At 69.0% G+C, this 13,079-nt stretch carries 10 protein-coding genes; 4 read left to right on the forward strand and 6 right to left on the reverse strand.

The genetic code is table 11. The annotated features are described in order from the left end of the window. The first annotated feature begins 247 nt into the window (after positions 1–247). Positions 248–1,963, forward strand: a complete 1,716-nt coding sequence (locus tag ACZ7NC_RS06955) for a fibronectin type III domain-containing protein (RefSeq protein WP_471485585.1) — start codon at positions 248–250, stop codon at positions 1,961–1,963. A gap of 88 nt (positions 1,964–2,051) precedes the next feature. Next, entirely contained in the window at positions 2,052–3,998 is a 1,947-nt protein-coding gene (locus ACZ7NC_RS06960) for a PA14 domain-containing protein (protein WP_471485587.1), read from the forward strand. A gap of 81 nt (positions 3,999–4,079) precedes the next feature. Here the strand turns inward: ACZ7NC_RS06960 and ACZ7NC_RS06965 are convergent, their stop codons facing one another. From ACZ7NC_RS06965 to ACZ7NC_RS06985, 5 genes are all read right to left on the reverse strand, one after another. After that, positions 4,080–4,526, reverse strand: coding sequence for a heat shock protein transcriptional repressor HspR (locus ACZ7NC_RS06965; RefSeq protein WP_471485588.1), 447 nt, complete (start codon positions 4,524–4,526; stop codon positions 4,080–4,082). 5 nt (positions 4,527–4,531) lie between these two features. Further along, positions 4,532–5,713, reverse strand: a complete 1,182-nt coding sequence (dnaJ, locus tag ACZ7NC_RS06970) for a molecular chaperone DnaJ (protein ID WP_471485590.1) — start codon at positions 5,711–5,713, stop codon at positions 4,532–4,534. Positions 5,714–5,749: 36 nt separating this feature from the next. Next, entirely contained in the window at positions 5,750–6,397 is a 648-nt protein-coding gene (gene grpE, locus ACZ7NC_RS06975) for a nucleotide exchange factor GrpE (RefSeq protein WP_471485591.1), read from the reverse strand. Continuing rightward, the gene (gene dnaK / locus ACZ7NC_RS06980) at positions 6,397–8,244 is read right to left on the reverse strand and encodes a molecular chaperone DnaK (protein WP_471485593.1); all 1,848 of its coding nucleotides are present in this window, start codon (positions 8,242–8,244) and stop codon (positions 6,397–6,399) included. The genes grpE and dnaK overlap by 1 nt, the downstream gene beginning before the upstream one ends. A 94-nt stretch (positions 8,245–8,338) precedes the next feature. Further along, on the reverse strand, positions 8,339–9,403 hold the full coding sequence (locus tag ACZ7NC_RS06985; protein WP_471485594.1) for an MraY family glycosyltransferase: 1,065 nt from the start codon (positions 9,401–9,403) through the stop codon (positions 8,339–8,341). 203 nt (positions 9,404–9,606) lie between these two features. Between ACZ7NC_RS06985 and ACZ7NC_RS06990 the strand changes: the two genes are divergently transcribed. Together ACZ7NC_RS06990 and ACZ7NC_RS06995 are read left to right on the forward strand one after the other, a co-directional pair. Then, entirely contained in the window at positions 9,607–11,901 is a 2,295-nt protein-coding gene (locus ACZ7NC_RS06990) for a (Fe-S)-binding protein (RefSeq protein ID WP_471485595.1), read from the forward strand. Positions 11,902–12,009: 108 nt separating this feature from the next. Beyond that, positions 12,010–12,303, forward strand: a complete 294-nt coding sequence (locus tag ACZ7NC_RS06995) for a zinc-ribbon domain-containing protein (protein ID WP_471485597.1) — start codon at positions 12,010–12,012, stop codon at positions 12,301–12,303. A gap of 49 nt (positions 12,304–12,352) precedes the next feature. On the opposite strand, the gene ACZ7NC_RS07000 is transcribed toward ACZ7NC_RS06995, so the two are convergent. Continuing rightward, positions 12,353–13,048 (reverse strand): DUF2637 domain-containing protein, encoded by a 696-nt coding sequence (locus tag ACZ7NC_RS07000; protein ID WP_471485598.1) that lies wholly within the window; start codon positions 13,046–13,048, stop codon positions 12,353–12,355. Between the last annotated feature and the right edge of the window lie 31 nt (positions 13,049–13,079).

Here is a 13,079-nt window from a genome sequence, read left to right on the forward strand (position 1 = left end):
GCCCAGATGTCTGAAAGACAACGCGCCGACGGCCCTCAGCGTCAAGCGGAATCACTTAACGAGTGCGCAACACCACGCTCCGCTGACCATGTAAAGACATGGCGGAACCTCTCCAAACGCCCGTTACACCCCCTCCACCGAACCTCGATCGAACACGAGGCCAAGATCCGTACAACCAACCCCATTCCTCGCGAGTCCTGATCAGGACAGCTCCTCACCGCTGTCCCGCACTCGACCAGAGGATCGAATGAACCCAGCCAGAGGCGCGACCGCCGCTGCCGCGACGACGGTCGCGCTCGCCACCGCGGGCGCTCTGCTCACGATGACCCCCTCCGCGTCCGCCGCCGTGACGTGCACATCCCCCGTCTTCAAGCGGCAGTTCTTCGCGAATACCACCTTTTCGGGCACCCCCGCGCGGACCGACTGCGACACCGCGATCGACCAGAACTGGGGCACGAACGCCCCCGTGTCCGGCCTCCCCAGGGACAACTTCGCCGTCCGCTGGACCGTGACCCGGGACTTCGGCTCCGGCGGCCCCTTCGCCCTCTCCGCCTCCGGGCTCGACGGCATCCGGGTCTACCTCGACGGCGTCCGCAAGATCGACATCTGGCGGAACGTCTCGACGACCGTCTCCAGGACCGCCAACGTCACCGTCCCCGCGGGCAGTCACACCCTGCGCGTCGACTACGTCAACTGGACCGGCAGCGCGAACGTCAAGTTCGCCCACACGCCGAGGACTTCGGCCACCGTCGACACCGTCAAGCCCCTCGTGCCGACCGCGCCCACGGTCTCGTACGACCCGGCGACCGGCAAGGCGAAGCTGACCTGGGCCAGGAACAAGGAGATGGACCTCGCGGGCTACCGCGTCTACCGCCGCCTGAAGGGTGCCTCCTACGGCAGCAGCCCCCTCGCGACGACCACCTCCACCACCTACACCGACAGCACCCTGCCGGTGACCGGAGCGACGTACTACTACGAGGTGCGCGCCTACGACAAGGCGGGCAACGAGTCGGCCGGTACGACCGACCAGATGGTCACCACCGTCGACCGTGTCGCCCCCGCCGTGCCCACCATCACGACCGCGACGGGTGAGGTGACCCCGACCGGCGGTTCCGGCGGACTGAAGGTCGGCTGGGGCAACGTCGCGGACGCGGTGAAGTACCGCGTCTTCCGGGCGGCCACCGAGAGCGGCACGTACACCGAGATCGGCGGCACGGACCAGCTGTCCTTCCTGGACACCTCGGCCGCCAAGAGCGTCGTGTACTACTACCGGGTCTCGGCCGTCGACGCGGCGGGCAACGAGTCGGCCCGGTCCGCGACCCAGTACGGCAGGATCTGGGACAACGACCCGCCGGCGCTCGTCACCGGGCTGGACGTCACCCCGACCGAGTACGGCTTCCGGCTCGTCTGGGACAAGAGCGCGGCCACGGACCTGAAGTACTACACCGTCCACTGGGGCGAGCTCTACGGCGACGAGGGCGAACAGGTCTGCTGGGGAAGCCTGGTGGACTACGTCGCGCCGGGCGACACGTCGTACGACTACACCACGCTCCCCGACGGCGACGAGGTCTGCTTCTTCGTCGACGCCGTGGACGACGCGGGCAACTCCGCCATCAAGTGGAGCGAGGACCCGGCCCAGGCGGTGCGGGTCACCGAGCTCGACATGACGCCGGGCGTGGCCACGCCCGAGGGTTCGCCGGTGCGTCTGACGGCCGAAGACAACGACGACGACGTCGTGCTGTCCTGGAACACCGTGGCCGACGCCACCGGCTACCAGGTCTACCGCTGGAACCGTGACACCGAGGCGTACGAGAAGCTGGCGGCCACGACGGGGACCTCCTACGTGGACACCGGCGCCGGCGCGGGCACCACCCGCCACTACTGGGTGACCGCCGTCTACGCGGACGGCACGGAGTCGGCACCGGGCGGCGACTGGGCGGTCACCGCCCCCGCCGGCCCCTGACAGACGCCGTACAACCAATAGGCGTTCTGGCCGGTCCTGTTCGGCGACGGTTGATCACCGCCGTCGCCGAACAGGACCGAAGGACCGCATGAACCCAGCCAGACGCACGACCGCGGCCACCGCGACCGCCCTCGTGCTCACCACCACGGGCACCCTGCTCACAACCCTCGCAGCGCCCGCCTCCGCCGCCGTGACCTGCAACTCTCCGGTCTTCAAGCGGCAGTTCTTCGCGAACACCGCCTTCTCCGGCACCCCCGCGCGGACCGACTGCGACACCGCGATCGACCAGAGCTGGAGCGGCGCGCCCGCCACCGGGCTGCCAAGGGACAACTTCGCCGTCCGCTGGACCCTGACCCGCGACTTCGGCTCCGGCGGCCCCTTCGCCCTCGCCGCCTCCGGGCTGGACGGCATCCGGGTCTACCTCGACGGCGTCCGCAAGATCGACCTGTGGAAGAACACCTCCACGACCGTCTCCAAGACCGTCAACGTCACCGTCCCCACGGGCAAGCACACCCTGCGCATCGACTACGCCAACTGGACCGGCAGCGCCCGCGTCAAGTTCGGCTACGCGCCGCGCACTTCGGCCACCGTCGACAAGGTCAAGCCCCTCGTTCCGACCGGGACGTCGGTGTCGTACGACTCGGTGACCGGCAAGGCGAAGCTCACCTGGGCCAAGAACAAGGAGATGGACCTCGCCGGGTACCGGGTCTACCGCCGTCTCAAAGGCACCAGCACCTACAAGAAGCTGACCACCACCACAGCCACCGCCTACACCGACACCCCGCCCCCGACCGGCGAGAGCTATTACTACGAGGTACGCGCGGCGGACAAGGCCGGCAACGAGTCGGCCGGCACCGCCGACCAGCTGGTCACCACCCCCGACCGCACCGCCCCCGCCGTCCCTACCGGGCTCTACGCGAAGGTGGCGCCGGGCTCGGTGAGTCTCACGTGGGACACGGGCGACGCCACGGACAGCTACCGGGTCTACCGTGCGACCGCTGCGGCGGGGCCCTTCACCAAGATCGCCGATTTCCTCGACAGCGCCTGGTACAACGGCCGTTCGGCCGACAACACCAAGCGGCTGTACTACCGCGTCACCGCCGTGGACGCCGCCGGAAACGAGTCCACTCCGGCCACCGCGGACACCGGCGAACCGGACACCACCCCGCCCGCCCAGGTCACCGGCGTGACGGTGGAGGGCACCACGGCGGGCAACGCGGTGCGGTGGGAGGCCTCGTCCGAGGACGTCTTCTCCTACCAGGTGTGGGCGGCGCCGGAGGGCGGGACGGACTCCGACGGGCCGGAGACCGTGTTCGGCCTGTCCTTCAACGATCTTCGGGCGGAGGCCGCAGTCGCGGTCACCTATCGCGTCCAGGCGGTCGCCACATACGGCAACCTCTCTCCCGTCTCCGACTCCGTCACCGCGACCCGCCCGGCGCCCGGCGACTCGGCGGCGCCCACGGGCGTCGTCGGCACCCCGCGCGACGGATCGACGGAGCTCACCTGGGACTTCGCGTCCGACGCCGCTCAGCACGGCTACCGCGTCTACCGCCGCACCACCGCGTCCGCCGCCTGGACCCGCCTCGGCGACCGGCCGACCACCGCGCTCCGCTACGACGACATCGAGGCCCCGGACGGAAACGCCGACTACTACGTCGTCGGCCTGGACACCCAGGGCCGGGAGTCGGCGCCCTCCGAGGTCGTCAAGGTGCACAGGGAGACCCCGGCCACGCCAACCGGTCCGGCGCCGCCGACGATCGAACTGTCGGCTCCGTACAAGGAGTGCACGGCCAACGACTGCGCCCCCCATGGCGGCACCTCGGTCCCGCTCACGGTGACGCTGAAACACGACCGGCTGCTCTCCGGCTACACCTACCGCTTCACGGGCGCCGCCGGTTCCGGATACCTCAGCACCGACGGGTCGACGATCACCTGGAGGCCCCCGGCGCCGGGCTTCTACACGTTCGAGGTGCGGGCAGTGGACTACTACGGGCGCGGAGGCCCGTTCACGAGCGTCGGCTTCAAGGTCGGGTGACCCGGCACCGACCGCCCGTCAAGCACGAGGGGCCCGGAGGTGTGAACCTCCGGGCCCCTTCGTGAGCGTGCCTGACCGGTGTCAGTCCTTCGCCTTCTTCGGCCGCCACACCACCAACGCGCTGGTCTGCTGCACCTCCTGGTACGGCACCAGGTCGCGCCGGTACGACGCGTGTACCGCGGCCTCGCGTTGCTGCATCGCCGCCGCTGCCCCGTCGAGGGCCGCCTGCATCTCCGCCAGGCGGGACTGCAGCGCGGCGACCTGGTTCTCCAGTTCGATGATGCGCTTGATGCCGGCCAGGTTGATGCCCTCGTCCTGCGACAACTGCTGCACCTGGCGGAGCAGTTCGATGTCGCGGGCCGAGTAGCGGCGGCCGCGGCCGGCCGTGCGGTCGGGGGAGACCAGGCCCAGACGGTCGTACTGGCGAAGGGTCTGCGGGTGCAGGCCGGAGAGCTGGGCCGCCACCGAGATGACGTAGACCGGGGTTTCCTCGGTCAGTTCATACGGGTTGCGTCGACGACCGTCCATCTCCATCAAGCTCCCTTCGCGGCCTGGAACAGCTCCGCCCGCGGGTCCTCGCCCGCGGTCGCCTCGCGATACGCCTCGAGCGCGTCACGAGCCTTCCCCGAAAGGTCCTTCGGGACACTCACCTCGACGGTGACCAGCAGGTCCCCGCGGGTGCCGTCCTTGCGGACCGCGCCCTTGCCCCGCGCCCGCATGGTGCGCCCGTTGGGCGTGCCGGGCGGCAGCTTCAGGGTGACCGGTGGTCCGCCCAGGGTGGGGACCCTGACCTCGCCGCCGAGGGCCGCCTCCGTGAAGGTCACGGGGACGCTCACCGTGAGGTTGTCGCCCTTGCGGCCGAACACCGGGTGGGCGTCGACGTGCACGGTGACGTACAGGTCGCCCGCCGGGCCGCCGCGCTCGCCGGGCGCTCCCTTGCCGCGCAGCCGGATGCGCTGGCCGTCCGACACCCCGGCCGGGATGCGGACCTGCATGGTCCTGGACGACTTCGCCCGGCCGCTGCCCTTGCACTCCAGGCACGGGTGCTCGGCGATCAGGCCGCGCCCCTTGCAGTCCGGGCAGGGGTCGGTGAGCGAGAAGCCGCCGCCCGAGCCCCGGGCCACCTGGCCGGTGCCTACGCAGGTCGGGCACACCCTCGGCGTGCCGTTCTTGTCGCCGGTGCCCGCACACGCCTTGCACGGCGACTGCGAGGACATCCGCAGCGGGACCGTCGCACCCTCGATCGCCTCGGTGAAACTGAGGTTGACCTCGGTGTCGATGTCCTGGCCGCGCCTGGGCTGGGTACGGGTCGTACCCGTGCCACCGCGGTTGAACAGGCCCCCGAAGACGTCACCGAGTCCGCCGCCGAAGCCGCCGGCTCCTCCCTGTCCGCCCTGGGCGCCGCCTCCGAAGAGGTCGCCCAGGTCGAAGTTGAAGGAGCCGCCCGCGCCGCCCGGCCCCGGGCGGAAGCCGCCGTTGCCGAAGAGGGCGCGCGCCTCGTCGTACTCCTTGCGCTTCTTGGGGTCGCCGAGGACGTCGTTCGCCTCGGAGATCTCCTTGAAGCGCTCTTCCGCCTTGGCGTTGCCCTTGTTGGCGTCCGGGTGGTTCTCGCGGGCGAGCTTCCGGTACGCCTTCTTGATCTCGGCCTCGGTGGCGTCCTTGGGGACGCCGAGGACCTTGTAGTAGTCCTTCTCGATGAAGTCCTTGGTGCTCATCCTCGACGCCCCTCCTCTCTCCTCGTCAGTTCAACGTCAGCCCTCGTCCGGGCCACCGCTCTCCTTGTCGTCGGCCGCCTCGGTCGCCTCATCGGCCTTGACCGTCTGCGCGCCCGGCTGGGGCTCGGCCACGGCCACCCGCGCGGGGCGGATGGTGCGCTCGCCGATGCGATACCCCGGCTGGAGGATCGCGACGCAGGTCGTCTCGGTGACGTCCGGCGCGTAGGAGTGCATCAGCGCCTCGTGGATCGTCGGGTCGAAGGGCTCGCCCTCCTTGCCGAACTGCTGCAGACCCATCTTCGCCGCGACGGTCTCCAGCGACTCCGCGACGGACTTGAATCCGCCGACGAGTTCGCCGTGTTCCCGCGCGCGGCCGATGTCGTCGAGCACGGGCAGGAGCTCGGTCAGGAGGTTCGCGATGGCGATCTCCTTGACCGTGATCCGGTCGCGCTCCACGCGGCGGCGGTAGTTCTGGTACTCGGCCTGGAGCCGCTGGAGGTCCATCGTGCGCTCGCTGAGCGCCGTACGCACCTGGTCCAGCTGGGCCACCAGACCCGCGTCTGCTGCTCCGTCCCCGGCCGGGGCCGCCCCCTCCTGAGGAGCGGCCTTCGACTCGGCGTCGTCAGGGGTCGCGCCGGAGGGGACGTCGGGCTTCTCCTCGAAGCCCGGGGTCTCCTCCGTCATTACGCGACACCGTCCTTGCGCTCGTCGTCCACGATCTCGGCGTCCACGACGTCGTCGTCCGCGGCCTTGCCGCCCGCGGTGGCGCCCTCGGGGCCGCCCGCGGCCTGCGCGGACTGGGCGTCGGCGTACATGGCCTGGCCGACCTTCTGGGAGACCGCGGCGACCTTCTCGGTGGCGGTGCGGATCTCGGCGGTGTCCTCGCCCTTGAGCGCGGTCTTCAGCTCCTCGACGGCGGCCTCGACCTCGGTCTTGACCTCGCCGGGGACCTTGTCCTCGTTGTCCTTGAGGAACTTCTCCGTCTGGTAGACGAGCTGCTCGCCCTGGTTGCGGGACTCGGCGGCCTCGCGGCGAGCGTGGTCCTCCTCCGCGTACTTCTCGGCCTCTTCGCGCATCCGGTTGACCTCGTCCTTCGGCAGCGAGGAGCCACCGGTGACGGTCATCTTCTGCTCCTTGCCCGTGCCGAGGTCCTTCGCGGTCACGTGCATGATGCCGTTGGCGTCGATGTCGAAGGCGACCTCGATCTGCGGGACACCGCGCGGGGCCGGCGGCAGACCGGTCAGCTCGAACATCCCGAGCTTCTTGTTGTACGCCGCGATCTCGCGCTCGCCCTGGTAGACCTGGATCTGCACGGAGGGCTGGTTGTCCTCGGCGGTGGTGAAGATCTCGGACCGCTTGGTCGGGATCGTCGTGTTCCGCTCGATGAGCTTGGTCATGATGCCGCCCTTGGTCTCGATACCGAGGGACAGCGGGGTCACGTCGAGGAGCAGGACGTCCTTGACCTCACCCTTGAGCACACCGGCCTGCAGGGCGGCGCCGATGGCGACGACCTCGTCCGGGTTGACGCCCTTGTTGGCGTCCTTGCCGCCGGTCAGCTCGCGGACGAGCTCGGCGACGGCGGGCATACGGGTGGAGCCACCGACGAGGACGACGTGGTCGATCTCGTTGATGGAGACGCCGGCGTCCTTCATGACGTTGAAGAACGGGGTCTTGCAGCGCTCCAGGAGGTCCGCGGTCAGCTGCTGGAACTGCGCGCGGGTGAGCTTCTCGTCGAGGTGCAGGGGGCCCTCGGCGGAGGCGGTGATGTAGGGCAGGTTGATCGAGGTCTCGGTGGACGAGGACAGCTCGATCTTGGCCTTCTCGGCGGCCTCACGGAGGCGCTGCAGGGCCATCTTGTCCTTGGCGAGGTCCACGCCGTGGCCCGACTTGAACTGCTGCACCAGGTAGTCGACGACGCGCTGGTCCCAGTCGTCACCACCGAGGTGGTTGTCACCGTTGGTGGCCTTCACCTCGACGACGCCGTCGCCGATCTCCAGCAGGGACACGTCGAAGGTGCCGCCACCGAGGTCGAAGACGAGGATCGTCTGGTCGTCCTTGTCGAGGCCGTACGCGAGCGCGGCCGCGGTGGGCTCGTTGACGATGCGCAGGACGTTCAGACCGGCGATCTCGCCGGCCTCCTTCGTCGCCTGGCGCTCGGAGTCGTTGAAGTACGCCGGGACGGTGATGACCGCGTCGGTCACCTTCTCGCCGAGGTACGACTCGGCGTCCCGCTTCAGCTTCTGGAGGATGAACGCGGAGATCTGCTGCGGGTTGAAGGGCTTCCCGTCCAGCTCCATCTTCCAGTCGGTGCCCATGTGACGCTTCACGGACCGAATGGTCCGGTCCACGTTGGTGACCGCCTGGCGCTTGGCGACCTCGCCGACGAGCACCTCGCCGTTCTTGGCGAAGGCGACGACGGACGGCGTGGTCCTGGCACCCTCGGCGTTGGTGATGACGGTGGGCTCGCCGCCTTCGAGAACGCTGACGACGGAGTTAGTCGTGCCCAGGTCGATGCCGACCGCACGTGCCATGGTTGATTCCTCCAGCTGACTTGAGTGGAACGGACTCAAGTGTGCACGACGGCTCCCGATGGGTCAACAGAGCTGAGTCGACCTCACTCAACTCTTATCCGTTCCTTACACGCAACTGGGCTCCCACCTGCGAGGATGCAACCCGCGCGGAGGCTCGAACGGAGTCCTGCACGGGAAAACTGGGTTGACGCCGAGGCCCGTAGGTCTTGATGTGCAGCAGCGCGAGTACGGCGATCAGGGCACCCACCCCCACCCACAACGCCCCGGACCGCGCCATCCATCCCAGGTGCACGAGGACGCCGACGAGCACCCCGGAGAAGGCCCCGGCACCCAGCAGGATGGTCACGCCCTGCGGAGTGAGGCCGACGCGGCGCAGCCGGTGGGCGAGATGGTCGGGGCCTCCCCGCAGCAGCGGCCGCCCGGCCAGTCGGCGGGACAGCGTCACGAGGAGGACGTCGGCGGTGGCGAGGGCGGTGAGCGCGTAGAGCACGCCCGCGCTCGACACGGGGTCGTGCCCGGCACGGGTCATCACGGCCGAGGACGCGAGCACGAACCCGACGAACAGGGACCCGGACGCCCCGAGCCCGATCTTCGCGGGATGCCAGTTGTGCATGAGGAACCCGGTCAGGGCGGCGGCCAGCACACTGAGCAGTACGGCGAGTTCGTCCATCACCTCGGCCGCCGCGCAGACGCCGACACCGAAGGCGGTGAGCACCCCGACCGTGCCGACCAGCGCGTCCGCGTGGTCGAGCGCCTTGAAGCCGACGGCGACGAGCACGATCCAGCCGACGGCCACCAGCCCCAGCAGGATCCCCGTGTCGCCGTACGGCACCACACAGGCCGCCGCCACGGCCGTACCGCCGACCAGGAACCGCGCCTTCACCCGCCGTACGTCGGCGACCAGCCCGAGCACGGCGACGGCGCCCGCGGCGATCAGCAGCCGCATGATCTCCGAGCCCAGTCGGGCGACTCCCGTCCACTCACCCGCACCGGCCACCAGGCAGGTCACGAGCGCGACGGCCACCCCGCCGAGCAGGGGCAGCGGCCGCTGTCGCCGACGGTCCACGATGCCGAAGCGCAGAGCGGGCAGGCGAAGCAGCGCCGCGAAGAGGGCGGCGAGGAGGAGGGCGGCGGTGGCGGCGGCGATCCCGTAAAGCACGGGCCTAGGTTAGTGGCGTATATACCATTTCGGGATGAATAACACGATCTGTTCTTAAGGCAAGCCTCAGCGACTCAGATCACCTCGCGCCTGGCTACAGTGCGACAGAGGATGCGGGTAGTCTCAGAGGACTGCATAAGTTACCGCTTAGTAATGTCGAGGACCTCCCTCGACCACCCCTCGCAGGCCCGAGGAGCCCCGAAATGCAACTCGCCGCGATCATCGTGTCGCTGGTGCTGACCGTGGTCGGCGTTGCGCTGCTCGCACGCGCCATCGGCCAGTTCGTCCGGTACTTCAAACTCGGCCAGCCGGTACCGGCCGGCAGCCGGACCGACAACCCCTACGCGCGCAGCGTGACGCTGGTGCGGGAGTTCCTCGGTCACACCCGGATGAACCGGTGGGGCATCGTCGGCATCGCCCACTGGTTCGTGGCGGTCGGCTTCCTGACGCTGCCGCCGACCCTGGCCCAGGCGTTCGGCCAGCTCTTCGAGGCCGACTGGACGCTGCCGGTCATCGGCGGGTTCCTGCCGTTCGAGCTGTACATCGAGTTCATCGGCGTGATGACGATCCTGGGCATCGCGGTGCTGATCGTGATCCGTCTGCTCAGCCTGCCCTCCCGCGCGGGCCGCAAGTCCCGCTTCGCGGGCTCGAAGTCGGGTCAGGCGTACTTCGTCGAGTACGTCATCCTCACCATCGGCCTCGCGATCTACGTGCTGCGCGGCCTGGAGGGCGCGATCCACCACGTGGAGCACTACGAGGCGGCCTACTTCGCCTCGTACCCGCTGGTACTGGCCTTCAAGGGCCTGAGCCTGACCGCGCTGCAGAACCTGGTCTACCTCACCGCGATGGTGAAGATCGGCACCTCGTTCATCTGGATGATCGTGGTCTCGCTGAACACCAACATGGGTGTGGCCTGGCACCGCTTCCTGGCCTTCCCGAACATCTGGTTCAAGCGCGACGCGACGGGCGGGACGGCCCTCGGCGCCCTCCAGCCGATGACCTCCGCCGGCAAGCCGATCGACTTCACCGACCCCGGTGACGACGACGTCTTCGGTGTCTCCCAGGTCGAGCAGTTCTCCTGGAAGGGCTTGCTGGACTTCTCCACCTGCACCGAGTGCGGCCGCTGCCAGTCGCAGTGCCCGGCCTGGAACACGGGCAAGCCGCTCTCCCCCAAGCTGCTGATCATGTCGCTGCGCGACCACGCGCACGCCAAGGCGCCGTATCTGCTGGCCGGCGGCGGCAAGACGATGGAGGGCGAGGAGAAGGCGTCCGAGGAGCAGCTCGCCTCGGTGCCGGCGGAAGCGCTGGCCGAGGCCGAGCGCCCGCTCATCGGCACCGCCGAGGAGAACGGCGTCATCGACCCGGACGTGCTGTGGTCCTGCACCACCTGCGGCGCCTGTGTCGAGCAGTGCCCGGTGGACATCGAGCACGTCGACCACATCGTCGACATGCGCCGCTACCAGGTGATGATCGAGTCCGCGTTCCCGTCCGAGGCGGGCACGATGCTCAAGAACCTGGAGAAGAAGGGCAACCCCTGGGGCCTGGCGAAGAAGCAGCGCCTGGAGTGGCTCAAGGAGGTCGAGTTCGAGGTCCCGGTCGTCGGCCAGGACATCGAGGACCTCACCGAGGTCGAGTACCTGTACTGGGTCGGCTGCGCCGGCGCCCTGGAGGACCGCGCCAAGAAGACCACCAAGGCCTTCGCCGAGCTGCTGCACATCGCGGGCGTCAAGTTCGCGATCATGGGCGGCGACGAGAAGTGCACCGGGGACTCCGCGCGCCGCCTGGGCAACGAGCCCCTGTTCCAGGAGCTCGGCATGGAGAACGTCATGGCACTGAACATGGCGTTCGGCGAGGAGATGGACGACGACGGCAAGGTGACCGAGGAGTCGCGCAAGCCCAGGTCGGCCAAGAAGATCGTCGCCACCTGCCCGCACTGCCTCAACACGATCGGCAACGAGTACCCGCAGATCGGCGGCGACTACGAGGTCATCCACCACACCCAGCTGCTCCAGCACCTCGTCGACGAGGGCAAGCTGGTCCCGGTGACCCCGGTCGAGGGCATCATCACCTACCACGACCCCTGCTACCTGGGCCGCCACAACAAGATCTACACGCCCCCGCGCGAGATCATCGCCAGCGTGCCGGGCATCCGCAACGAGGAGATGCACCGCCACAAGGAGCGCGGCTTCTGCTGTGGCGCCGGTGGCGCGCGGATGTGGATGGAGGAGCGGATCGGCAAGCGCATCAACAACGAGCGCGTCGACGAGGCCCTCTCCGTCAACCCGGACATCGTGTCCACGGCCTGTCCGTTCTGCCTCGTCATGCTCACGGACTCCGTGAACGGCAAGAAGAACGATGGCAAGGCCAAGGAGTCGATCCAGGTCGTCGACGTCGCCCAGCTGCTGCTGGACTCCGTCAAGACCCCGGTCGCGGACGACGAGCCCCCGGCCGGCGAGGCCGAGGCGGAGAACGCGCCGGAGCCTGCCCCGGTGAAGTGACCGGCCGCGACGGCACCTGCCTTCCGACGCCCCCTGCTCCCGCCACGGGACAGGGGGCGTCGTGGTGCGGCAGGCTGTAGGCAGAAACTGATCGGAAAGGACCGAAGCGTGATCATTTTCGGCACCAAGGGCTACCTGTACCAGCTCGCGATACTCACGCTGGTGTGCGGCCAGTGCGGCAACCCCTCGGCACACACGCTGAGGAAGCGCGTCACGAAGTTCACCCTGTTCTTCGTGCCGCTGTTTCCGATCTCGACCAAGTACGCGACACAGTGCACTTTCTGCGGCGCGGAACAGAAGGTGGGCCAGGAGCAGGCCGAGCAGCTCCAGGCGCAGGCCACCGCCGGGGGCCCCGGCGGTCAGCAGCCGTACGGACAGCCTCAGCAGCCGTACCGCTCCTGACCCGGTCCCGGCCCGAGGGGCCGGGAGTTCCGGAACCCCCGGCGGCGGCCTACGACTTCGGCTGCTTGGAGCTGTTCATCGTGTCGGCGGCGTGCTTCGGGCCGGGGCGCGCCGAGAACTGGCCGACAAGCTCGCGAAAGCAGACCAGGGCCGTGATCGGCGGAATTCCGACGACCACCATCGCCAGCATGGAATCCGCGGACTGGCCGATGCACAGCGCGACCGCGACGCCGGAGGAGATGAACATGACCGCCCAGGACCGCCGGGCGGTCCGGCGCTGAACGGACGCCCGCAGGATGGACAGTCCCGCCAGCAGCCACGGCCCGTACACCGTCAGCGGCCACCAATGGGCCAGCTTCGGCGAGACCACGAGCAGCGCGATCGAGCGCAGCTGATCGTATGAATACGAAATGGACCAGGTGAGCATCGTCACTGCACACAGGGTGATGAGTGTGACCAGGATCGAGACGGTGAGAAACCTCGGGTTTCGGGTGAGACTGTGCGCGCCCGGCTGCGGGCGCTTGCGATGGACCGGGCGTGGCTGGGACGGGGGCGGCCGGTCCTTGTCCTGCCGGGGCGGAACGGGCTCCGCGATGTGTGTGGCACCCAGCATCTGTGCCAGCTCCTGGTCCAGGTCCCATCCCTCCGGCGAGATCACCTGATCCGGCGCCTGCCAGAGGTTCTGCATGTCGAGCTGCTGGGTGTAATGAGACTGGTCGCCTACCGCGTCATAGTCGGTCCTCATTTCTAGAACCTTTCCCCTTCCATCGCTGCCC

Source organism: Streptomyces sp. NPDC111802, assembly GCF_055634335.1.